This window comes from Streptomyces sp. NPDC085944, from assembly GCF_040686295.1.
Lineage (GTDB): Bacteria > Actinomycetota > Actinomycetes > Streptomycetales > Streptomycetaceae > Streptomyces > Streptomyces salinarius.
Genome location: NZ_JBFBJX010000030.1, coordinates 1 through 25,565, shown reverse-complemented (window position 1 = coordinate 25,565; position 25,565 = coordinate 1). Strand labels below are relative to the sequence as shown.

At 75.1% G+C, this 25,565-nt stretch carries 3 protein-coding genes; 1 reads left to right on the top strand and 2 read right to left on the bottom strand.

All coding sequences use genetic code 11. From position 1 onward, the window contains the following. Positions 1-3 precede the first annotated feature (3 nt). Positions 4-18,744: a non-ribosomal peptide synthase/polyketide synthase gene (locus tag AB0P07_RS34725; protein WP_365557925.1), complete on the bottom strand. Its 18,741-nt coding sequence runs from the start codon at positions 18,742-18,744 to the stop codon at positions 4-6. A 302-nt stretch (positions 18,745-19,046) separates the two neighbouring features. Between AB0P07_RS34725 and AB0P07_RS34720 the strand changes: the two genes are divergently transcribed. After that, positions 19,047-20,108, top strand: coding sequence for a methyltransferase (locus tag AB0P07_RS34720; protein WP_365557922.1), 1,062 nt, complete (start codon positions 19,047-19,049; stop codon positions 20,106-20,108). Between the two features lie 60 nt (positions 20,109-20,168). Here the strand turns inward: AB0P07_RS34720 and AB0P07_RS34715 are convergent, their stop codons facing one another. Next, on the bottom strand, positions 20,169-25,517 hold the full coding sequence (locus AB0P07_RS34715) for a type I polyketide synthase (protein WP_365557919.1): 5,349 nt from the start codon (positions 25,515-25,517) through the stop codon (positions 20,169-20,171). Between the last annotated feature and the right edge of the window lie 48 nt (positions 25,518-25,565).

Here is a 25,565-nt window from a genome sequence, read left to right as displayed (position 1 = left end):
CCGTTACGCCCGGTCGGGGTCGTTGTCGGTGTCGTCGGTGTCGGTCGGTTCCAGCTCGCCCGCCGCGAGGTCCCAGATCCGCCGGACGACGTCCGGGTTCAGGAGCATGTCGCGGTGGGCGCAGTGGAGCACGTGCTCCCGTACCTCGCCGGAGACGAAGGGGCGCCACAGTGCCGCCTTGGTCTCGGAGTCGGCGGAGACGAGCAGCAGGGTGCCGGTGGTCTTCCGGGTGCGGTGGGCGAGCAGGATGCGGGTGTTGTTGCGGACGATGCGGAGGTACGCCTCGTGCTCCTCACCGGTGAGTGCGCCGGCCACCGTCTCCTCCTGCTCGGCGAAGCCCGCCCGCTGCTCGGCGGTGGCGGGGCCGTCCAGGGGGCTGGAGTCCAGCAGGACGAGGGCGGCCACCTCTTCTCCCGCGTCCTGGAGCTGGGCCGCCATCTCCTGGACGACGTTGCCGCCGAAGGACCAGCCGAGCAGGTGGTAGGGGCCGGTGGGCTGCACGGTGCGGATCTGCTCGACGTAGTCGGCGGCCATCCGGGACAGCGAGTCGGGCAGTTCCGCGGTGCCGGTGTCCATGCCGCGGGGGCGCAGGGCGTACAGCGGCTGGTCGCCCGGCGCGACGTCGGTGAGCCAGCCGTACTCCCAGCCGAGGCCGAGCACGGTGTGGGCGCAGAACAGCGGGGGCCTCTCGCCCGTGGAGCGCATGGGCACCAGCACATCGGCGGTCCCCTGTCGTCCTTCGCGGGCGATCCACGCCAGCAGGGCGGTGACGGTGGGTGCCTCGAAGACGGCCCGGACCGGGACGTCGGCGCCGACGACCACCCTGATGCGGTTGACGAGCCGTACGGCGAGCAGCGAGTGGCCGCCGAGGTCGAAGAAGCTCGCGTCGACGCCGACGGGCGAGACGCCGAGCACCTGCTCGAAGACGGAGCACAGCAGCTGCTCGCGCAGGGTGGCGGGTGCCCGGCCGCCGGTCGCGAGGGCGGTGTGGTCGGGGGCGGGCAGGGCGGACCGGTCGAGCTTGCCGTTGGGGGTGAGCGGCAGCGTGTCCAGCGGCGTCAGCACGGGCGGCACCAGGTGCTCCGGGAGGCGCTCCGCCAGGTATTCCCTGACCTGCGTCACCAGGTCCACCCCGTCGTCGCCGGCGGCCGGTACCAGGTAGCCGACGAGGGCGGGGTCGCCGCCGGGGCCCTCGCGGGTGACGACGGCGGCCTGGGCGACCTTCGGGTGGCTGGCCAGGGTCGCCTCGACCTCGCCCGGCTCGACCCGGAAGCCGCGGATCTTCACCTGGTCGTCCGCGCGGTCGAGGAACTCCAGGTGGCCCCCGGCCGTCCAGCGCACGATGTCGCCGGTGCGGTACATCCGCTCGCCCTCCGGTCCGTACGGGCAGGCCACGAAGCGCTCGGAGGTGAGTACCGGCCGGCCCAGGTAGCCGCGGGCCAGGCCGGTGCCGGCGACGTACAGTTCACCGGCCGTGCCGGGGGGCACCGGCAGCAGGCCGTCGTCGAGGACGTACGCCCTGATGTTGCGCAGGGGGCGTCCGATGGGCACGCAGGCGCCGTCCTGTGCCGCGTCGCACGGCCAGGCGGTGACGGCGACGGACGCCTCCGTGGGGCCGTAGAGGTTGTGCAACTCCGCGTCCAGGGTCTGCCGGAATCGGTCGCGCACGGCGGCCGGGAGCGCCTCGCCGAGGCAGAGGACCGTCCGCAGGCTCGTGCACCGCCCGGCGGCGCCGCCGTCGAGGAACGTGCGCAGCACGGAGGGGACGAACTGGGCGACGGTCACCCGTTCCCGGTCGACGAGGTCGGCGAGGTACTCGGGGTCCGCGTGGGAGCCGGGGCCGCTCAGGACCACCGCCGCGCCGTTCAGCAGGGGCCAGAAGATCTCCCACACCGAGGCGTCGAAGCCGAACGACGCCCGCTGCAGCATGCGGTCGGCCGGTTCGAGGCGGTACTCCTCCTGCATCCAGGCCAGTTGGTTGACCACGCCGGAGTGCGGTACGACGACGCCCTTCGGGGTGCCGGTGGAGCCGGAGGTGTACATCACGTAGGCCGGGTGGTGCGGCCGCAGCGGCGCCCCCCGGTCGGCGTCGGTGACGGACGCGGGCGCCGGGGTGCCCCGGAGGCCGTCGGCCAGGGGGCCGTCGAGGTCGATCCACCGTGCCGGCGTCTCGTCCTCGGTGCCGCCGAGCCGGTCGGTGGTCTCCGCGGTGCTCAGCACGAGGACCGGCGAGGCGTCGGTGAGCACGAGGTCGGTGCGCCGCCGCGGCTGGCCGGGGTCGACGGGCAGGTAGGCGGCGCCGGTCCTGACGACGGCCAGCAGCGCGACGATCTGTTCCACCGACCGGTCGAGGGCCACGCCGACCAGGGTCTCCGGCGCGGCTCCGAGGCCGATCAGGTGCCGGGCGAGCCGGCCGGAGCGCTCGTCGAGTTCGGCGTAGGTGACCTCTGTGCCGTCGTGGACCAGGGCGACGGCGTCGGGGGTGCGGGCGGCCTGCCGGTCGAAGAGCCCGGCGAGGGTGACGTCCGGGAGGGGGCCGGCGGTGTCGTTCCACTCCTCGGTGACGCGCCGCCGCTCGGCGTCGTCGAGGAGGTCGACGCGGGTCACCGGGAGGGCGGGGTCGGCGGCCACCGTCTCCAGGACCCGCAGGAGCCGGGCGGTGAGCGTCTCCACGGTGGAGCGGTCGAAGAGTTCGGTGGCATAGACGACCTCTCCGTCGAGTCCGGCGGGCGCGCCCGACTCGTCGAAGTTCTCCCGGGCCTCGAAGTCCAGGTCGAACCGGGCCGTCAGGGCCCCGGCCGGCTCCTCGCGCACCTGCACACCGGGGAGGCTGAGCGTGCCCCGGTGGTTGTTCTGCACGGCGAGCATCACCTGGAACAGGGGGTTGCGGGCCATGGAGCGGGCCGGGGCCAGCTCCTCCACCAGCCGCTCGAAGGGCACGTCCTGGTGCTCGAAGGCGTCCAGGCCGGCCGTGCGCACCCGGTCGAGCAGTTCCAGGAAGTCGGGGTCCCCCGACAGGTCGGTGCGCAGCACCAGGGTGCCCGCGAAGAAGCCGACGAGGTCGTCCAGGGCCTGGTCGGTGCGGCCGGCGACGGGACTGCCCAGCACGATGTCGCGTCCGGCGCCGCTCTTCGACAGCAGCACCGCGACCGCCGCGTGCAGCAGCATGAACATGGTGACGCCCTGTCCGAGTGCCAGCTCGGCCAGCCGTGCGTGCAGGGGTGCCGGTATGTTCAGCGGCACCAGTCCGGCCCCGTGGTCCGACACCGCCGGTCGGGGCCGGTCGACGGGCAGGGCGAGCTCCTGGGGGGCGTCCCGCAGCCGCTCCTTCCAGTGGGCGACCTGCGTGGCGAGCACGCTGTCGGGGTCGTGCACGTCGCCGAGGAAGTCCCGCTGCCACAGGGTGTGGTCGGCGTACTGCACGGGCAGCGGTTCCCATTCGGGGGCGCGTCCGGCGGCGCGCGCCCGGTACGCCTGCGAGAGGTCCCGCCACAGCGGGCCCATCGACCATCCGTCGCCGGCGATGTGGTGGACGGTCGCCGAGAGCACCCACTCGCCCGGACGCAGGGAGAACAGCGCGGTCTTCAGCGGCAGTTCGCGGGCCAGGTCGAAGGGGTGGGCGGCGAGCGCGTCGAGCCGGCCGACCAGTTCCTCCTCGGTGACGGCGGTGACCGGCAGGTCCACGGCCGCCTCCTCGACGGCCAGGACGTGCTGGCTCGGCTCGTCGTCGACGAGGGGGAAGGTGGTGCGCAGGCTCTCGTGCCGGGCGACGACGTCGGCGAGGGCCAGGCGTAGCAGTCCGGGGTCCAGGTCGCCGGTGAGGCGCAGGACGAGGCAGATGTTGTAGAGGTGGTTGGGGCCTTCGACGCGGTCCACGAACCAGAGGCGGCTCTGTCCGTAGGACAGGGGCAGCACCGGTGGCCGGGGCATCGGCACGACGGCGGGACGGGCCCGGCCGCCGGCCCGGGTGAGCTGCCGCGCGAGGCCGGACACGGTCGGATTCTCGAAGACGGTGGCCACGGAGGTCTCCGCGCCCAGTACGGCGCGGATGCGACTGACCAGCCGGACCGCGAGCAGGGAGTGCCCGCCCAGGGCGAAGAAGTCGTCGTCGACGCCGACGCGGGGCAGGCGCAGCACGTCGGCGAAGACGACGCCGAGCAGTTCCTCGTACGGCGAGGCCGGGCCGCGTGCGACGGTGACGGCGGCCATCGGGTCGGGGACGGGCAGGCCGGCCCGGTCGACCTTCCCGTTCGGGGTGAGCGGCAGCCGGTCCAGGACGGTCACGAACGGCGGCACGAGGTGGTCCGGCAGCCGGTCGGCGACGAAGTGCCGGATGCGGTCGGCCAGTTCTCGGCCGGAGACGGCGGGGTCCGCCGGTGCCGCATAGGCGGCGAGACGCTTGTCGCCGGGGGTGTCCTCGCGGACCACGACCACGGCCTGGGCCACGTCGGGGTGGGCGGAGACGGTGGCCTCCACCTCCCCGGGTTCGACGCGGAAGCCGCCGATCTTGGCCTGGTCGTCGGCCCGGCCGACGAACTCCAGCACCCCGTCGGCCCGCCACCGCACGAGGTCGCCGGTGCGGTACATCCGGGCGCCGCCGTCCTCGAACGGGCAGGCGGTGAACCGTTCGGCGCTCAGGCCCGGACGGTTGGCGTAGCCGCGTGCCAGGCCGTCGCCCGCGATGTACAGCTCGCCGGGCACGCCGACGGGGGCGGGCCGCAGGGCGGTGTCGAGGACGTAGGCGCGGGTGCGGGCCAGCGGGCGGCCCAGCGGGATCGCCCGGCCGCTGTCGACGTCCGCGCGGGTGACGGGGTGGGTGTGGGTGTAGGTGACGCTCTCGGTGGGGCCGTAGCCGTTCATCAGCCGGGTGCCGGGCAGGGTGTCGAGCAGGGTGCGGCAGTGCTCGACGGAGAGCGCCTCGCCACCGGTCAGCACGGAGCGGACGCCGCGCAGCGCCTCGACGTCGAGGTCGATGACCTGGTGCAGCAGTCCGGTGGGCAGCAGGGCGACGGTGACCCGGTGCCGGGCGAGGTAGTCGCGGATGTCGGCGACGGACGGGGAGCCCGCCGGCCCCACGGCGAGGGTGGCGCCGTTGAGGAGGGTGGCCCAGATGTCGAAGGTGGTGGAGTCGAAGGAGACGGACCCCAGATGGGAGACGACGTCTCCGGCGCGCAGATCGGCGTAGTCGGCGGGGCGGACGAGCCGGTCGACGGCGCGGTGGGTGGCGACGACGCCCTTGGGGGTGCCGGTGGATCCGGAGGTGTAGATGGTGTAGGCGGCGGAGTCCGGGTGCGGGGGCGTGGCCGTGGGGGTGGCGTCCTGTGCGGCCACCGCGTCCCGGACCGAGGGGTCGTCGAGGACGACGCGGTCCGGTCCGCCGGTGCTCCCGGGCAGCCGGTCCACCAGGTCGGTGGTGGTGAGGAGGAGGGCGGGGGCGGCGTCGCGCAGCATCAGTTCGATGCGGGCGGCGGGGTAGCCGACGTCGACGGGGAGGTAGGCGCCGCCGGTCTTGAGGACCGCGAGGAGGGCGGTGATCGTCTCCGGCGAGCGCTCCATGACGACGGCGACGAGGCGCCCGGGGCCGGCGCCGTGCCGGGTCAGGTACCGGGCGAGGCGGTCGGAGGCGGCGTCGAGCTCGGCGTACGTCGTCCGGGCGCCGTCGGTGACCAGGGCGACGGCGTCGGGGGTGCGGGCGGCCTGGGCCCTGAAGTGGTCGGGCACGGTGGCGGCCGGTGCGGCCCGTTCGGTGCGGTTCCACTCGGTGAGGACGCGGTGCCGGTCGCCGCTGTCGAGCAGGGCGATGTCGTGGACGCGCCGGGAGGGGTCGGCGACGACGGCGCGCAGGACGAGCAGGAGGCGGTCGAGCAGGGCCTCCACCGTCGTGCGGTCGAAGAGGTCGGCGGCGTAGGTGATGCCGCCGTCGATGCCGGCGGGCCGGCCCTCGTCGTCGAAGGCTTCGGCGACGTGGAGGTCGAGGTCGAACTTGGCGCGGCCCAGCTCGGTGGGGAGTGCCTCCACGCGCAGGCCCGGCAGGTCGACGGTGGCGGCGGGCACGTTCTGCACGGCGAGCAGGATCTGGAAGAGGGGGTGGCGGGCACGGGACCGCGTGGGTGCCAGCTCCTCGACCAGCCGCTCGAACGGTACGTCCTGGTGTGCCAGGGCGCCCAGCGCCGACCGGCGGACCCTGCCGAGCACCTCGGTGAAGGTGGGGTCGCCGGAGAGGTCGGTGCGCAGCACGAGGGTATTGACGAAGAAGCCGATCAGGTCGTCGGCGGCCTCGTCCGTGCGGCCCGCCACGGGGCTGCCGATCGGGATGTCCTGGCCGGCGCCCAGCCGGGAGAGCAGGACGGCGAGCGCCGCCTGCCACACCATGAAGGCGGTGGCCCCCTGGGCGACGGCGAGTTCCGTCAGGCGGGCGTGCAGGTCGGCGGGCGCGCTCATGGGCACCCAGCCGCCCTCGTGGCTCGCCACGGCGGGACGCGGCCGGTCGGTGGGCAGGGCCAGTTCCTCGGGGCTGCCGTCCAGCGCGTCCCGCCAGTGGGCGACCTGGCCGGCGAGGACGCTGTCGGGGTCGTCGCCGTCGCCGAGCAGGCCGCGCTGCCAGAGGGTGTGGTCGGCGTACTGCACGGGCAGCGGTTCCCAGCCGGGGGCGCGGCCGGCCCGGCGGGCGGTGTAGGCGGTGGACAGGTCGCGCAGCAGCGGGACCATCGACCAGCCGTCGGCGACGATGTGGTGCGTGACCAGGACCAGCACCGCCTCGTCGGCGTCGGGCCCGTCCACGGCGAGGAGGGTGGCCCGCACGGGCGGTCCGGCGGTGAGGTCGAAGACGTGGCCGGCGGCCTCGTCGATCCGGGCTTCCAGTTCCCCGCGGCCCACCGACTCGACGGCGAAGTACGGGGGGAAATCGTCGAGGGAGACGATGTCCTGGTAGGGGTCCCCGTCGGCGTGCAGGAACCGGGTGCGCAGGCTCTCGTGCCGGGTGAGCAGGTCGGTCCAGGCCGTCCGGAGTGCGCCCGTGTCGAGTGCACCGGTCAGCCGCAGCGCGAGCGGGACGTTGTAGAGGGGGCCGGCCGCCTCCAGCCGGTCCACGAACCACAGTCGGCGCTGGGCGTACGAGAGCGGCAGCCGGCGGGGCCGGGGCCCGGCGGCGAGGGCGGGCCGCAGGACGCCGGTGGAGCCGGCGGCCTCGACGGTGGGGGCGAGACCGGCGACGGTGGAGGTCTCGAAGACCGCCTGTACGGGGATCTCGGCGCCGAGGACGCTGCGGATGCGGCTGACCAGGCGCACGGCCAGCAGCGAGTGGCCGCCGAGGGCGAAGAAGTCGTCGTCCACCCCGACCCGGGGTACGCCCAGGACCTGGGCGAAGACGGAGCAGAGGAGGTCCTCGCGCGGGGACGGCGGCCGGCGCGCCGGGCCGGTGCTCGCCGCCTCGGGGGCGGGCAGCGCCGCGCGGTCCACCTTGCCGTTGGCGGTGAGCGGCAGTCGGTCCAGGACGACGACGGCGTCCGGCACGAGGTACTCGGGCAGCCGGCCGGCGACGAACTCCCGGACGTCCGGGAGGGCTTCGCCGGGCGCCGCGGTCAGGTGGGCCACCAGGCGCTTGTCTCCGGGGGTGTCCTCGCGGACGGTGACGACGGCCTGGGCGACGGCGGGGTGTCCGGCCAGGATCTTCTCGACCTCACCGGGCTCGACCCGGAACCCGCGGATCTTCACCTGGTCGTCGGCCCGTGACACGAACTCCAGCGCGCCGTCGGCCCGTCGGCGCACGATGTCCCCGGTGCGGTACATGCGGGCGCCGGGCACGTCGAACGGGCAGGCCACGAACCGCTCGGCGGTGAGTCCGGGGCGGGCGACGTAGCCGCGGGCGAGTCCGGCGCCCGCGATGTACGCCTCGCCCGCGACGCCGGCCGGGACCGGTTGGAGGCTGTCGTCGAGGACGTACACGCCGGTGTTGTCCATGGCGCGGCCGATCGACACGACGTCGCCCAGGGCGTCGGGTTCGGTGAGCGGGATCTGGGTGGCGATGACGGTCGCCTCGGTCGGCCCGTAGCTGCTGCGGACGACGATGCCGGGGACCGCTTCGAGGACGCGGCGGACCGCCTCCTTGGGGACGACGTCGGCGCCGGTGAGCACGTCGTGGACGCCGGTGAAGGCGGCCGGGTCCTCTTCGGCGACGACCCGGAACAGGCCGGCGGTCAGATGGGCGTGGGTGAGTCCGTGGTCGGCGACGAGGGAGCGCAGGCGGGCGGCGTCGGTTCGCCCGGGCGGGGTGACGATCAGGGTGCCGCCGGTGAGCAGCCGTACCCACACCTCGACGGTGGACCCGTCGAAGGTGTGCGGCGCGGCGAACATGCCGCGCGCGGTGCCGGGGAACTGCCAGCAGCGGTCGCCGGCGAGGTCCACGATGTCGCGGTGGGTGGTGCCGATGCCCTTGGGTTCGCCGGTGGAGCCGGAGGTGAACATGAGGTAGGCGAGCTGGTCGGGCAGGCTGCGTCCGGCGACGGTGCCGGCGGGCCGGTCGGCCCACTCGGCGTCACCCGCGTCGGCGACGACGACGGTGGCGAACCGGCCGCGCGCCGCTTCGGCGTACCGCCCGTCGGCCAGGCAGACCCCCGTTCCGGCGAGGGCGACCATCTCGGCGGTGCGGGAGTCGGGTTGGGCGGGGTCGAGCGTGAGGTAGGCGCCGCCCGCCTTGAGTACGGCCAGCAGGGTGGTGACCACGTCCGGGGAGCGGTCCATGACGACGGCGACCACGGTCTCCGGGCCGACGCCGAGGTCGATGAGGTGGTGGGCGAGCCGGTTGGAGCGGGCGTCCAGTTGTCCGTAGGTGACCGGTTCGGCCCCGGTGTCGAGGGCGACGGCCTTCGGCGCGCGGGAGGCTCGGACGGCGAACAGCTCGGGGACGGTGAGCGCCAGGGTGTCGCTGCGGGCGCCGTTCGACTCGGTGAGCAGGCGCCGCCGTTCGGCGGGGTCGAAGACGTCGATGCGGGAGACCCGGCGGGCGGGGTCGGCGGTGACCGCGTCCAGGACGCGCAGCAGCCGGGCGACGAGGCGCTCGGCGGTGGCGTGGTCGAAGAGGTCGGTGGCGTAGGTGAGCCCTCCGGCCATGCCGCTCGGCGCACCGTCCGCGTCGTGGCGTTCGACGACCTGGACGTCGAGGTCGACCTTGGCCGTGGTGGGTTTGCCGGGTCCGGCGTCGACGTCCAGGCCGGGCAGCGCGACCTGGGCCTGCGGCATGTTCTGCACGGCGACCAGGACCTGGAAGAAGGGGACGCGGTCGGTGTAGCGGGCGGGTGCCAGCTTCTCCACGAGGCGGTCGAAGGGGACGTCCTGGTGGTCGAGGGCGTCCAGTGCGGTGCTGCGCACCCGGGCGAGGACGTCGGTGAAGGCGGGGTCGCCGGACAGGTCGGTGCGCAGCACGAGGGTGTTGAGGAAGAACCCGACCAGGTCCTCCAGCGACTCGTCGGTGCGGCCCGCGACCGGGCTGCCCAGCGGGATGTCCTCCCCCGCGCCCAGCCGCGAGAGCAGCACCGCCACCGCCGCCTGCCACACCATGAACATCGTCACGCCCTCCGACCGAGCCAACTCGGCCATCCGTGCGTGCAGTTCGGCGGATACGACGATGTCGGCCCAACCGCCGCCGTGTCCGGGCCTGGCCGGTCGGGGCCGGTCGAACGGCAGGGCGAGTTCGCGGGGGACGCCGTCGAGGGCGGCTCGCCAGTGCTCGACCTGCGCGGTGAGCCGGCTGTCGACGGCGTCCTCGTCGCCGAACAGCCGCTGCTGCCACAGCGCGTAGTCGGCGTACTGCACCGGCAGCGGGGGGAAGTCCGGGGCCTTGCCCGAGCGGCGTGCCGCGTACGCCGTCGACACGTCCCGCCACAGGGGTGCCAGGGACCAGCCGTCACCGGCGATGTGGTGCACGACGAGGACGAGGACGGAACTCTCCTCGCCCGAGGTCAGCAGCGCGGCGTGCACGGGGAGTTCGGCGGCCAGGTCGAAGACGTGACCGGAGACCTCCTCGATCCCCGCCTCCAGCTCACCGGCCGCCACCGGCACCACCGGCAGCTCCACCCGCGCCTGCGCGACGGGCACGATCTCCTGATACGGCTCCCCCTCCACCTGCGGGAACCGCGTACGCAACGCCTCGTGCCGCCCCACCACATCACCCAGCGCCGCACCCAGCGCCCCCACATCCACCCGCCCCGACAACCGCACCACCAACGGAATGTTGTACAGCGCGCTCGCACCCTCCAACCGGTCCACGAACCACAACCGACGCTGCGCGTACGACAACGGCAACCGCTCCGGCCGCTCCCCCACCACCACCGACGGACGCACCTCGGCCCCCGTCCACTCGTCCAGCCGGGCGGCCAGTCCGGCCACGGTCGGTGTCTCGAAGAGGTCGCGGACGAGCAGTTCGACGCCGAGGACGGCGCGGATGCGGCTGACCAGGCGCACGGCCTGGAGGGAGTGGCCGCCGAGGGCGAAGAAGTCGTCGTCCGTGCTCACTTCCGGCGCGCCCAGCACCTGCGCGAAGACGGTGCGGAGCAGTTCCTCGCGCAGTTCCGTCCCGCTTCCGCGCGGGACCGGGGCGTCGGACGGCCGCGTGTCCGGCTCCGGGGCCGTCGCGTCGTCGGCCGTCAGAACGTGTACGCGGCCCTCGTCGTCCCAGCGGGCCTGTGCGCCGGTGGGTCGCATGACGGACTCCTCCTCGGTGAACGGGCAGGCGACCGTGGAGTCCGCGGACGCGTCGCAGGTGGTGTAGAGCAGTCCGGTCACGCCGGGCGGGACCGGCATGAGGTGGTCGTCGAGGACGAAGACATGGGCGTCCGGGCCGGCGATCGCCGGCTGCCGGCGGGACCACTCCCCCACCAGCCGGTGCCGCTCGGCGTCGTCGAGCACGTCGACGGTGTGCACGGGGCGTCCCGGCGCGTCGGCCACGGCGTCCAGGACGCGCAGCAGCCGGGCGGTCAGGGTCTCGGCGGTGGCGTGGTCGAAGAGGTCGGCGGCGTAGACGAGTTCGCCCGCCATGCCGGTGGGGCGGCCTTCGGCGTCGAAGTGCTCGGCGATCTGCAGGTCGAGGTCGAACTTGGCGTCGCGGACCGCGCGGGGCAGCACCGCCACGTCCACTCCGTCCAGTTCGGGCGTGAGGAGGGGGGTGGACTGCACTTCGAGAACGGTCTGGAAGAAGGGGTGGCGGCCCACCGACCTGGGCGGCGCCAGTTCCTCCACCAGCCGTTCGAAAGGGACCTCCTGCCGGTGCAGGGCACTCAGCGTGTCCCGGCGGACGCGGGCGAGTACGTCGGTGAAGGCGGGGTCCCCGGACAGGTCGGTGCGCAGCACGAGGGTGTTGACGAAGCACCCGACCAGGTCCTCCAGCGACTCGTCGGTGCGGCCCGCGACCGGGCCGCCCAGCGGGATGTCCTCCCCCGCGCCCAGCCGCGAGAGCAGGACCGCCACCGCCGCCTGCCACACCATGAACATCGTCACGCCCTCCGACCGAGCCAACTCGGCCAGTCGCGCGTGCAGTCCGGCCGGGACACGCACGGGAACGGCCGCGCCCCGGTGCGTCTTGGCGGACGGTCGCGGCCGGTCGGCGGGGAGGGACAGCTCCTCGGGTACACCCTCGAGTGCCGTGCGCCAGTGCGCGACCTGCTTTGCCAGCATGCTCTCGGGGTCGGCCGCGTCGCCGAGCAGGTCGCGCTGCCACAGGGTGTAGTCGGCGTACTGCACGGGCAGCGGCGCGAACCGCGGCAGGCTCCCGGCCCGACGCGCGCCGTAGGCGGCGGCCAGGTCCCGCCACAGGGGTGCCAGGGACCAGCCGTCACCGGCGATGTGGTGCACGACGAGGACGAGGACGGAACTCTCCTCGCCCGAGGTCAGCAGCGCGGCGTGCACGGGGAGTTCGGCGGCCAGGTCGAAGACGTGACCGGAGACCTCCTCGATCCCCGCCTCCAGCTCACCGGCCGCCACCGGCACCACCGGCAGCTCCACCCGCGCCTGCGCGACGGGCACGATCTCCTGATACGGCTCCCCCTCCACCTGCGGGAACCGCGTACGCAACGCCTCGTGCCGCCCCACCACATCACCCAGCGCCGCACCCAGCGCCCCCACATCCACCCGCCCCGACAACCGCACCACCAACGGAATGTTGTACAGCGCGCTCGCACCCTCCAACCGGTCCACGAACCACAACCGACGCTGCGCGTACGACAACGGCAACCGCTCCGGCCGCTCCCCCACCACCACCGACGGACGCACCTCGGCCCCCGTCCACTCGTCCAGCCGCGCCGCGAGTCGCGCCGCCGTGGGGGCCTCGAAGACCGCGTGCACGGGGATCTCGGCGTCCAGCACGGCTCGGATCCGGCCGACCAGGCGGACGGCCAGCAGCGAGTGGCCGCCGAGGGCGAAGAAGTCGTCGTCCGCACCCACCCTCGGTACGCCCAGGACCTGGGCCATGGCGGCGCAGAGCAGTTCGTCGTACGTGCCCGCGGGACGCGCGGCACCGGCGCCGGTGGCGGGGTCCGGGACGGGCAGCGCGGCCCGGTCGAGTTTGCCGTTGACCGACAGCGGCAGCCGGTCCAGGGCCACGAACGCGGACGGCACCAGGTGGGCGGGGAGCAGGGCCGCGAGGTGGTCGCGCAGCGCGGAGGGCAGCCCGGGGACGCCGGGTCCGCTCGGCACGACGTAGGCGACGAGGCGTGTGTCGCCCGGGGCGCCGGGCACGTCGTCGCGGGCGACGACGGTGGCGTGTGCGACGCCTTCGTGCTCGGTGAGCCGGGTCTCGATCTCGCCCGGCTCGACGCGGAAGCCGCGGATCTTGACCTGGTCGTCGGCGCGCCCGGTGTACAGCAGGCGGCCGTCGGCGGTGCGGCGCACGATGTCCCCGGTGCGGTACATACGGGTACCGGCGGCTCCGTGGGGGTCGGCCACGAAGCGCCCGGCGCTGAGGCCGGGCCGGTCGAGGTAGCCGCGCGCCACGCCTGCGCCCGCGACGTACAGGTCGCCGTCGACGCCGTCGGGGACGGGACGCAGGCGGGCGTCGAGGACGTACAGGCGGACGCCGGGCAGGGGTCGGCCGATGGTGGGGGCGTCCCCGGGGCGCAGCGGGCCGTCGGCGGCGGCGATGACGGTGATCTCGGTCGGACCGTAGGCGTTGCCGAACCAGCGGCCGGCGCCCCAGCGGTCGACGAGCGCCTGGCCGAGGGCCTCGCCCGCGACCAGCAGGGTGCGCACGGAGGCGAGTCGGTCGTCGTCCGCGACCATGCCGAGGACGGTAGGCGGGAGTTGCAGGTGGGTGACCGCGTGGCGTTCGACGACGTCTTCGAGGCCGGCGCCGGGCAGGAGGCGGGTGGCGGGAGCGACGACGAGGCGGGCACCCGCGGCGAAGGCCGTCATGATCTCCCAGGTCGCGACGTCGAAGCCGATCGAGGCGAACTGCAGCAGGCGGCTGTCGGCGGTCAGGCCGGGCCAGCGGAAGGCCAGGAGGTTGACCGCTGCGGAGTGCGGGACGACGACGCCCTTGGGGATGCCGGTGGAGCCCGAGGTGTAGATGACGTACGCCGGGTGGGAGGGGCGGAGCGGGCCGGTGCGCTCGTCCTGGCCGATCGGGTCCGGTGCGTGTGCCGCGACGGCGGAGCGTACCGCGGGGTCGTCCACGACGATCGGCGCCGGAGCGGACCGGGGCACGGACGCGGCGTGGGCCGTGCCGGTGAGGACGGCCGCCGGAGCGGCGTCGGCGCACAGGTGGGCGACGCGTACGGCGGGCTGGTCCGGGTCTACGGGGACGTAGGCGGCACCGGCCCCGACGACCGCGAGGAGCGCGACGACGAGGTCGGGCGAGCGGTCCATGAGGAGCACGACCCGGTCCTCGGGGCCGACGCCCCGCCCGATCAGGTGGCGGGCCAGCCGGTTGGCGCGGGCGAACAGCTCGGCGTAGTCGAGCTCCTCTGGCGCGCCGTCGTGGTCGTAGGTGAGCGCGGGGGCGTGCGGGGTGGCGGCCGCGCGGTCGGCGAGGAGGTCGGCGAGGGTGCGGGCCGTGTCGGGCCGGCCGGTGTCGTTCCACTCGGTGAGGATCCGGTGGCGTTCGGCGGCCGGCAGGACGTCGACGTCGGCCAGGGGGGTGTCCGGCGCCTGTTCGAGGGTGTCGACGACGCGCTCGGTAGTGGCGTGCAGCAGCCGGGTGACGAGGTCGGGGTCGATCGGGGCGGCAGCCTGGACGTCGAACGCGAGCGCCCCGCCGTCGTCGTCGACGGAGACGAGCAGCGGGTAGTTGGTGCGCTCCCGAAAGGCGAGGAGCTCCGTGCCGGGCGGCAGGACCGTGCCGGGGCCGCCCGCGGGGTTGTGTCGGTAGTTGAGTACGGCGGTGAACAGCGGCGCGGGTGGCCGCACGCCGCCGGCCCGCTGTGCGACGGCGAGCGAGGCGTGTTCGTGCACCACGAGCTCCGCGAGCTGGTGGTGCATGGCGTGGACCGCCTGTGCCACGTCGGTCCCCGCCGTGCGGGCCCGTACCGGGAGGGTGTTGATGAACATGCCGGGCGCGTCGCCCGCGCCCTCGCCGGCCTGCATGCGGCCGAGGAGGAGGGTGCCGAAGACGACGTCGTCGCGCCCGGACACGGCGGCGAGGACCCGGGACCACACGACGTGCAGGACGGTCGCGGCGCTGACTCCGGTGCGCCGGGCCTGTGCGCGCAGCCGGGCCGCCACCGGTTCGCCGAGGACGGTGCGGCGTTCCGTGACGTCGGTGCCGCCGCCCCGCACCTCCCACACGCCGAAGGGGGCGGTGGGTTCGGTGACGTCGCCGAGGAGCCGGCCGAAGTGGGCGAGGTGTTCCTCGGCGGGGGTGGTGAGCAGGGCCCGGCCGACGAACTCGCGGTAGGGACGCGGGGCGGGCAGGGTCCCGCCCCGGCCGGCGAGTACGGCGGTGGCCTCGCGCAGCACCAGGTCGAGCGTGGTGTGGTCCTGGGTGATGTGGTGCATGCGGACGGCGAGCAGCCGGCGGCCGGTGCCGGGTTCGGTGGCGGTGCGGGCGTCCATCAGCGGGGCGCGGCGCAGGTCGAGGGGCTCCTCGCCGTGGGCCAGCAGTCGGGCGACGGGGTCCGGTCCGTCGCCCAGGTCGGTCTCGGTGACGGGCAGCTCGGCGCGCCGGTGCACGACCTGCACGGGGTGCGGCAGGCCCGCCCAGGCCAGGGAGGTGCGCAGCACGTCGTGCCGGTCGATGACCTGGGCCAGCGCCGCGAGGAACGAGTCGAGCAGCCGCGGGGTGTCGAAGCCGAGGACGTAGCGGACGACGTAGGGGTCGCCGTCGCCGCTGCCGCCCGCCGTACCGGTGCCGGCGTTCAGGCGGTGGTGGAAGAAGAGCCCCTCCTGCAGCGGTCCGAGGGGGTAGACGTCGGCGACACCGGCCGCGCCGTCGGGCAGGGCGTCGGTGACGGTGCGCAGTTCGTCCTCGGTGAGGCCGGCCAGGGGGACCATCTCGGGGGTGAGGCGGGTGGCGCCGGGCGGGACGGTGCCTTCCGGGACCCGCACGGGCTCGAGTCCCGCCGCGGCGGCCAGCCTGGCGGGCGTCGGGGCGGTGAACAGGGTCCGCAAGTCGACGCGGACGCCGCGGGTCCTGAGGTGGTCGAGGAGGCGTACGGCGAGCATGGAGTGGCCGCCGAGGGCGAAGAAGTCGTCGTCGGCTCCGACCGCGGGCAGGTCCAGGACTTCGGCGAAGGCCGAGCAGAGGATCTCCTCGCGGGCGGTCGCGGGGCCTCGGCCACCGCCCGCGGCGCTCTCCCGGTCGGGGGCGGGGAGCGCGGCGCGGTCGAGTTTGCCGTTGGCGGTGAGCGGCAGCCGTGCCAGCGGCACGCAGACCGAGGGGACCATGTGGGCGGGCAGCAGCGCGGCGGCGTGCTCGCGGGCCCGGCGTGCCAGTTCCGCGCCGTCCTCGCCGGTGGCGGCGGCCGGGTCGCGGGGGACGACGTAGCCGACGAGTCGCCGGTCGCCGGGGGTGTCGGTGCGGAGCACGACGGCCGCCCGGCCGATCGGCTCGTGGTCCAGGAGGGCGGCCTCGACCTCGCCGGGTTCGATGCGGAAGCCACGCAGTTTGATCTGGTCGTCGGTGCGGCCCAGGTAGGTGAGGGTGCCGTCGGCGGCGCGGCGGGCCCGGTCGCCCGTGCGGTACATGCGGGTGCCCGGTTCGAAGGGGCAGGCCACGAAGCGTGCGGCGGTCGTCGCGGGCCGGTTCAGGTAGCCGCGGGCGACTCCCGCCCCGGTGACGTACATCTCGCCGGGCACGCCGGGTGGTACGGGTCGCAGCGCGTCGTCGAGGACGTGGACGCGGGTGTGGTCGAGGGGGCGTCCCACGGGGCTGCCGCCGTGCGCGCCGGGTGCGGCGGCGGTGCCGGGGTCCAGGTCGAGATGGGTGACGTGGACGGTGGTCTCGGTGATGCCGTACATGTTGACCGGGCGCGGGCCGTCGGTGCCGTGGCGGTCGTGCCAGTCGGTGAGCCGTGCGGGGTCCAGTGCCTCGCCGCCGAAGACGAGGAGCCGCAGCCGGGCACCGAGCGCGGCGGCGTCGCGGCGGGCGTCGGCCTGGTCGAGTTGCTGGAAGGCGGAGGGGGTCTGGCTGAGGACGGTGACTCCTTCACGGACCAGGAAGTCGTGGAAGTCGCCCGGGGAGCGGGAGGTGTCGTGGTCGACGACGACGAGGCGGCCGCCGGTGAGGAGGGCGCCCCACAGTTCCCAGACCGAGAAGTCGAAGGCGTAGGAGTGGAACCAGCTCCAGACGTCGTCGGTGCCGAGGCCGTAGCGGTCGGCGGCGGACCGCAGCAGCGCCGTCACCTGGGCGTGGCCGACGACGACTCCCTTGGGGGCGCCGGTGGAGCCCGAGGTGTGGATGACGTAGGCAGGGTGGCCGGGCCGCAGGGGGGTGCGGCGTTCGTCCTGGGTGAGCGGGCCGGCGTCGCGGGCGGCGACGGCGGTGCGGGTCTGCGGGTCGTCGAGCAGGACGCGGCGCAGGGCGGGAGCCGCGGCGGCGTGCGCGGTGGTGTCGGCGGTGGTGAGCAGGAGGGCGGGGGCGGCGTCGGCGAGGAGCGCGCCGGTCCGGGCGGCCGGGTGGGCGGGGTCGGCCGGGAGGTAGGCGGCGCCCGCCTTCATGACCGCGAGCAGTGCGGTGACCAGGCCCGCAGTGCGTTCCAGCGACACCGCGACGCGGGTTTCGGGGCCGGCGCCGCAGGCCACGAGGTGGCGGGCGAGGCGGTTGGACTCGGCGTCCAGCTCGGCGTAGGTGAGGTTGGTCGCGCCGTGGGTGACGGCCGCCGCGTCGGGGTGGGCGGCGGCCCGGGCGGCGAAGAGGTCGGGGACGGTCGCCCCGGGCGGCGGGGCCGCGGCGCTGCCCGCCGCGGCGGTCAGCGCCTGGTGTTCGGCGGGCGAGAGGACGTCGACGGCGTGCAGGGGGAGGTCGGGGGTGTGCGCGACCTGCGACAGGACGCGCAGGAGCCGGCCGGCGATCGCTTCGGCGGTGGCGCGGTCGAACAGGTCGGCGCTGTAGTGCAGTTCGACGCGCTGTCCGGCGGGCCGGCCCTGCGCGTCGGCGTGTTCCTGGACCTGGACGTCGAGGTCGTACTTGGCCAGCGGCGGCGCGGCGAACTCGGCGACGGCCGTCAGTCCGGGCAGTTCGACGGGGAGCCGCGGGGTGTTGTGCAGGGTGAAGTTGACCTGGAAGAGGGGGTGCCGGGTCAGTGAGCGGGCCGGGGCCAGGTCCTCCACGAGCCGCTCGAAGGGCACGTCCTGGTGGTTCATGGCGTCGACGGCGGTGCCGCGCACCCGCCGGACGACCTCGGTGAAGGCGGGGTCGCCGCTCACGTCGGTGCGCAGCACGAGGCTGTTGACGAAGAACCCGACGAGGTCTTCGAGGTCGGCCTCGTCGCGGCCGGCGAACGGGCTGCCGACGGGGATGTCCTCGCCGGCGCCGAGCTTGGCGAGCAGGACGGCGAGCACCGCGTGCCAGACCATGAACATGGTGGCGTTCTCGTCCCGCGCGAGGTCGGCGAGCCGGGCGTGCAGGTCGGCCGGTACGTCGAGGCGTACGACCCCGCCGTCGTGCGCGGAGGTGGCGGGCCGCGGCCGGTCGGTGGGCAGCGCGAGTTCCTCGGGGGCACCGGCCAGCGCCGCGCGCCAGTGGGCGAGTTGTTCGGCCATCAGGCTGCCGGGGTCGTCGGCGTCGCCGAGCAGGTCGCGCTGCCACAGGGTGTAGTCGGCGTACTGCACGGGCAGCGGCGCGAGGTCGGGTTCGGCTCCGGTCAGGCGCGCGGCGTAGGCGGCGGAGAGGTCCCGCCAGAGCGGGGCGGCCGACCAGCCGTCGGCGGCGATGTGGTGCAGGGCGACGACGAGTGCCGAGGTCCGGTCGTCGACGGTGAGGAGGCGGGCGTGGAAGGGGATGCCGGCGGCCAGGTCGAAGACGTACCGGGCGGTGCGGCCGATCTCGTCGTGCAGTTCGTCGGCCCGTACCTCGTCCTCGGTCAGCAGGTCGTCGAGCTCGCCGGCGGGCACGATCTCCTGCACCGGCTCGCCGTCGACCTGGGGGAACCGGGTTCGCAGCGACTCGTGGCGGGCGACCACGTCGTGCAGCGCCGCCCGCAGCGCGGTCACGTCCGGCCGCCCGGTCAGGTGCAGGACCAGCGGAACGGTGTAGAGGGCGCTCGGGCCTTCCAGCCGGTCCACGAGCCACAGCCGGCGTTGCGCGTAGGACGCAGGGATCACGTGCACTCCTCCATGCGGGCTGGGCCGTCGGTCGTGTCCGCGCGGGCCGTCCACGGAGCGCGTCGCGGCCCTGTGCGGGCAGTAGTGATGGTGCTGAGGAGCGGGGCGCACCGGCATCGGTGGGAGCCACAGTTACGAGCGGCGCGGGTGCGCGGGCACCGGGCGGCGGAGCGGGCCGTCCGGTCGCGGGCGACGGTGTGCCCGTAACGGCGGGGATCGTCGTTGCCGCCCGGTTCGCGCCCGCCTAGCGTGCCGGGACCACCGTGGCGTGCCGGCCGACGCCTTTCCTTCCCGGGAGAACGATGAAGAACGCCGTCCACGAAGACGCTCACGAGGACGACCCGGTCCTCGAACGCTTCCACTTCCTCGTCAACGCTCCGGCGCTGTTCAACGCCGTCACCACCGCCGCCGAGCTGAGGATCTTCGCCTTCCTGTCGGGGAGTCCCGGCGCGAGTGCGGCGGAGATCCGGTCGTTCTGCGGTCTGCCCGCGCACCAGTTGCGGGTACTGCTCCAGGCGGTGTGCACGACGGGGCTGCTGGAACGGCGGGGCGGTGTCTACCACAACTCGTCCGTCGCCGAGGATCTGCTGGCCGCGGACGAGGAGCCGGACAGCTGGAGTCACATCCTGACCGGCTGGAAGGAGGTCTACTATCCCGCGTTCGCGGACATGACGGCGGCGCTGCGGGCGGGCACCAACACCGCCCTGTCGGTGCATTCCGGCGACGAGCCGACCCTGTACGGGCGGCTGGCCCGCAATCCTGCGCTGGAGGAGGTCTTCCACCGGGCGATGACGGCCTTCACGCTGCGTTCGGTGGACGCGCTGATCGGGCAGCCGGTCTTCGAGGACGTGCGGCACGTGCTCGACGTGGGCGGCGGCGACGGCAGCACCTCGGCGAGGCTGGTCGCAGGCCATCCGCGGCTTCGGACGACGGTGTTCGACATGCCGAGCGTCTCCCGGCTCGCGTCCGGCGCGGGGGCGGAGGCGCAGTCGGGGCGGGTGAGTGTGGTGCCCGGTGACATGTTCACCGATCCGTTCCCCGAGGGGCCGGACGCCGTGCTCTTCAGCCATGTGCTGGAGATCTTCGACGAGGAGGCGATCCTGCTCCTGCTGAAGAAGGCGTACGACGCCCTGCCCGTGGGCGGCCGGGTCATGGTGTACGGCTACAACGTCTCCGACGACGAGACGGACGGCGTGTTCGGCGCCCGGCTCGGCCTGTACTTCAACGTGCTGGCGAGCGGCCGGGGCATGGCCTATCCGGCGCGCGACTACGAACGCTGGCTGAGCGAGGCCGGGTTCGGGGAGGTCGGGACCGTTCCGGGGCTGCCCTACGAGCACGGGCTGAGCCTGGGCGTCAAGCGCTGACCGCACGCACGCGGGCGGGGCCGGCCTCCGGGTCGGCCCCGCCCGCGTGCGTGCGGCGTGTCAGTCGCGGTCCCGGGGGCGCAGCCGGGGACGTGTTCGGGCGCGCGGGGCCTTGCAGAGCCCGAGCAGGTGGTCGGCCAGGGTCTGCGGGGTGGGGCATTCGAGGACGGTGGCGGCGCTGATCTGGAGGCCGGTCGCGGCGCCGAGACGGTTGCGCAGCCGGGTCGCGGTGAGCGAGTCGAAGCCCATCTCGACGAAGCCCCGGTCGGGGGTGACCACGGCGTCGGTGCCGTGGCCCAGCACCAGGGCGGCGTGGGTGCGTACGAGCCGCAGCATCTCGGCGCTCCGTTCGATCGCGGGCAGCGTGCCGAGGCGGCGGCGGAACTCCTCCGGGTCCCCGGCGCCGGTGTCCTCGCGTGCGGATCCGGTACCGCGCACGGCGTCGCGCAGCGCGGGAACGCCGTCGAAAAGCCTGGCCGTCGGCCGGGCTGCGGGCGTGGCGGCGGCGTGGGCCGCGACGCGTTTCCAGTCGGCGTCGAAGACGGCGGTACCGGTCTCCCGGGCGCGGACGGCCCGGTCGACGGCCCGCAGGGCGAGGTCGGGGCGCATCGGGAGCAGGCCGCCGTCCCGGGCCGCGGTGTCCTCCGTGGTGTCCGCACCGGCCCACGGCCCCAGCGCGACGCGGGTCACGGGCAGTCCGGCGCTTCGGCGCTCCTCGGCCAGGGCGTCCAGGAGGGCGTCGGCCAGGGCCGGTCCGGCCCGCCCGGGGGCGCCGACGGTGGCGGCGAGGGTGGTGAGGAGGACCAAGGCCGCCGGTTCGGTCCGGTCGCGGGTGAGGTCGTGCAGGTTCCGGGCGGCCCGGGCATCGGCCCGCAGCATCTCCTGGAGCCCGGGGGCGGTGTGCTGGGCGAGGGTGCTGCCGCCGGACGCGGTGCGGGTGGGCACGACGACGGTGAGGGGGCCGGTCGGGGAGATGCCCTCCAGCAGGGCGGCCGCCTCGGCACGGTCGCCGAGGTCGCGCTCGGTGATGTCGGCGCGGGCGCCGAGTGCGGTGAGTTCGGCGCGCAGGGCCTCGGTCGCGTCCGCGGGCTCCGGGGGCGTTCCGCCGGTCTGTGTCGCTGTGTCCGCCCCGGCAGACGCGGCCTGCGGGGCCGCCGGGGCGGGGCGGGTGACGAGCAGGAGGTGTCCGGCGCCGCCGCGGGCGAGGTGCAGGGCGACCTGCCGGCCGAGGGGGCTGGTGCCGTCGGTGACGACGACGGTGCCGGTGGGCGGCCACGGGGTGGCGGCGTCCGCGTGGACGGGCACGGGTACGGGTGGGGCGGGCGCCTGCACGAGGCGGCGGGCGAAGAGGCCGGCGCCGCGGACGGCGATGTCGTTCTCGAACTCGTGGCCGCTCCCCCTTTCGCCGTCGTCCGCGCTGTGCGCGAGGACCGCTGCGAGCCGGCCGCCGGTCCAGCCGTCGATCCGCCCGGGCAGGTCGACCGTGCCCGCCCAGTGCCGGGAGGACTCCAGGACGGCGACGCGTCCGAGTGCCCGCACTGCGAGTTGTTCGGGGTGGTGCACCCGCTCGGCCGGGCCGACCGCCGCGGCGGCGCGGGTGGCGTGCCACACGGGGACCCGGCTGCCGCTCTCCTCCAGTGCGCGCAGCAGCGCCAGGGTGAGGACGGTTCCCCGGGGCAGTGTGTCGTGCGCGGGGTGCCGTCCCGGGGCCAGGGCGAACAGCGACAGGACGCCGGAGACGGGCCCGACGTCGCCAGTCGCGGACCGGAGTCGCCCGGCCAGTCCGGCGTCCCCGGCGCACGGCAGGAGGACCGGCTGCACGCCCCCGGCGGACAGTGCCGCGACGAGAGCGGTGACCCACGGGTCGTCGGCCTGCTCCGCGTGGACGGGGAGGATCCAGGTGCCGGCCGGTGCCGCCGGGGGGACGGCGGCCGTCGCCCAGGCGGTGCGGTGGCGCCATCCGTCGGCCCGGGCGTCGTCGTCGAGTCGCCGGCGGTAGGCGGCCAGGAGCGGCAGCAGCGTGGCCACCGACTCGGGGTCGCCCAGGCCGAGTTCGGCGGCGAGAGCGGCGTCGCCGCCGTCGTGGGGGACGAGGCCCGCGCGCCCGGGGCCCCGGGCGCCGCCTTCCGAGGGCAGCCAGTACTCGGTCCGCTGGAAGGCGTACGTGGGCAGGTCGGCGGTGGACGGCGCGTCGTCCGGGACGCCGAGTACGGCGGACCAGTCGATGTCCGCGCCGCGTACGAAGAGCTGCCCCGCGGCTCGGGTCAGGGCGGCCGCCTCGTCCTCCTCCGCGTGTTCCGCGTCCTCTGCGTGCTCCGCCTTCTTCGCGCGCAGCGTGGGGATGAACTCGGCCTCGGGGGCGCTGTCCTGACCCATGGCGGACAGTACGGCGTCGGGGCCGATCTCGAGGAAGGTGGTCACGCCCCGGGCTGCCAGCGCGGCGACCCCGTCGGCGAAGCGGACCGGTTCCCGCACGTGCCGTACCCAGTGCTCCGGCTCGACCGGCCGGTCCGAGGGCAGGAAGTCGCCCGTCAGGTGGGACATGACCGGGATCTCGGGCACGGCAGCGGCGAGGTCGGCCAGTTCGGCGCGCAGGGGGGCCAGTACGGGCTCCATCAGCGGCGAGTGGAAGGCGTGGGAGACGGTCAGCCGACGCGTCCGCGCGCCGCGCTGTTCGAGCCGGCCGACGATCTCGTCGACGGCCTCCGTCGCTCCGGACAGGACGACGGCGTCCGGGCCGTTGACGGCGGCCAGGCCGACCTCATGGGCGCGGTCGGCCAGCAGCGGCTCGACCTCGGCCTCGGGCAGCCGTACGGCGACCATCGCGCCGTCTTGGGGCAGGCTCCGCATGAGCCGGCCGCGGGCGGCGACGAGCGTGCACGCGTCCGCGAGGGTGAGCGCACCGGCGACGTGGGCCGCGGTGATCTCGCCGACGGAGTGGCCCGCGACCGCGTCGGGGCGCACGCCCCAGGAGGCGAGGAGCCGGTACAGCGCGACCTCGACCGCGAACAGCGCGCACTGGGCGTGGAGCGTCCCGGTGAGGGTGCGTGCGGCGGTCTCACCGGTGTCGAAGACGACGTCCCGCAGGGGCGGTTCGTCGGGGAGCAGGGCGTCGAAGCGGGCGCAGACGGCGTCGAAGGCGGCGGCGAAGACCGGGTGGGTGCGGTGGAGCTGTCCGGCCATGCCCGCACGCTGGCTGCCCTGGCCGGTGAACAGGACCGCCGTGCGCCCGGCCGGTGCGGCGCCCGTCACCAGGTGGGGCGCGGGCCGTCCGGCGGCGAGGGCCGCCAGTCCCGACGCGAGGTCCTCGTGCTCCTCGCCGGTGACGACGGCCCGGTGGGTGAACGGCGACCGCCGGGTGGCGAGCGCGACGGCCAGGTCGCGCGGGGCGGGGGCGGCGCCCGGCGGCTGCCGGCGCAGGTGCGCGAGGAGGCGGCGGGCCTGGTCGCGCAGCGCGGCCGGGGAGTGCCCGGAGAGCACCCACGGCAGGGCGCGGACCGGGAGGCCCCCGCAGGCGCCGGGGGTGGGCGCGGTGTCCGGTGCGGGCTGCCGCTCCCGCGGCGCCTCCTCGATGATCACGTGGGCGTTGGTGCCGCTGATGCCGAAGGAGGACACGCCTGCGCGCCGGGGCCGTTCGCCGGCGGGCCAGGCGACGGGGTCGCGCAGCAGCTCGACGCCGCCGCTCGTCCAGTCGACGTGGTCCGACGGCTTGTCGAGGTGGAGGGAGCGGGGCAGTACGGCGTGGTGCAGTGCCTGCACCATCTTGATGACACCGGCCGCCCCGGCGGCGGCCTGCGTGTGACCGATGTTGGACTTCACCGAGCCGAGCCGTACCGGGACCCGGTCGGCGCGGTCGGCGCCGTAGGTGGCGAGGACGGCCTGTGCTTCGATCGGGTCGCCGAGCCGGGTGCCGGTGCCGTGCGCCTCCACGGCGTCGATGTCGGAGGTGGTGAGGCGGGCGTCGGCGAGGGCGGCGCGGATGACGCGCTGCTGGGACGGTCCGTTGGGGGCGGAGAGGCCGTTGGAGGCGCCGTCCTGGTTGGTCGCCGTACCGCGCACCAGAGCGAGGACGGGGTGGCCGCGCCGGCGTGCGTCCGAGAGCCGTTCCACCAGCAGGACGCCCGCGCCCTCGGCGAGCGAGGTTCCGTCCGCCGCCTCGGCGAACGGCTTGCAGCGCCCGTCCGGTGCCAGGCCACGCTGCCGGCTGAAGCCCATGAGGGCGCCCGGTCCCGGCATCACCGCGACTCCCCCGGCCAGGGCGAGGTCGCACTCGCCCGCCCGCAGCGCCCGTACGGCCATGTGCAGGGCGACGAGGGAGGACGAGCAGGCGGTGTCGACGGTGACGGCCGGGCCTTCGAGGCCCAGGACGTAGGCGATCCGTCCGGACACCACGCTGCCGGCGGTGCCGGTGATGAGGTGGCCCTCGATGCCTTGCCCGGCCTGGTGGAGGCGGGGGCCGTACTGCTGGTAGTGCGAGCCGACGAACACCCCGGTCCGGCTGCCGCGCAGGGACTCCGGGACGATGCCGGCCCGTTCGACGGCCTCCCAGCCCGTTTCCAGGAGCAGTCGCTGCTGGGGGTCGGTGGCCAGGGCCTCCACCGGCGAGATGCCGAAGAACTCGGCGTCGAAGCGCCCGGCGTCGTGCAGGAAGCCGCCCTCCCGGACGTAGGCCCTGCCGGCTGTGTCGGGGTCGGGGTCGTACAGGGTGTCGAGGTCCCAGCCCCGGTTGGCGGGCAGCGGGCCGATGGCGTCGCCGCCGGAGTCGACGAGCCGCCACAGGTCCTCGGGGGTGGTCACGCCGCCGGGGTAGCGGCAGGCCATGCCGACGATGGCGATCGGGTCGTCGGACGTGGACGTACCGGGTGACTCGTGGCCCTCCGGGCCGGACGCGGTGAGCGTGGGCTCCGCCTCGTCGGCTTCCGCTCCGAGGACTTCGCCGAGGAGGTGCCCGGCGAGGGCGGAGCAGTTGGGGTGGTCGAAGGCCAGCGTCGCGGGCAGCCGCAGTCCCGTGGCGGTGCCGAGCCGGTTGCGCAGGTCGACGGCGGTCAGCGAGTCGAGGCCGAGGTCCCTGAACGCCCGGTCCGGCGCGAGGGTGCCGGCGTCCGCGTGCCCGAGCACGGTGGCCACCTGGGCGCGGACCAGGTCGAGCAGGGTGGTCCGGCGGTCGGCGGGCGGCTGCCGGAGCAGGGAGTCGCGCAGCGCCGTGGCCCGGTCCGCGGTGCCCGGGGCGGCGTCGGTCAGGCTGCGGCGCCGTGGTGCGGCGGGTTTCCGGGCCAGGCCGCGCAGCAGGGGGTGGTCGGCGGCGTCGCCGGCTGCGAGGGAGCGGGTGTCGAGGCGGGCGGCCAGGACCGCGCTCTCGGGGGACCGTTCGGCGGTGTCGAGGAGTCGCAGTCCGTCCTGCGTCGACATCGGCAGCACACCCATACGACGCATCCGCGCCAGATCCGACCGCTCCAG

What these genes read in the sequence shown, in the direction of transcription:
- AB0P07_RS34720 (WP_365557922.1), top strand. Translation starts at nt 19,047, where the DNA reads ATGAAGAACGCCGTCCACGAAGACGCTCACGAGGACGACCCGGTCCTC.
- AB0P07_RS34715 (WP_365557919.1), bottom strand. Translation starts at nt 25,517, where the DNA reads ATGTCGACGCAGGACGGACTGCGACTCCTCGACACCGCCGAACGGTCC.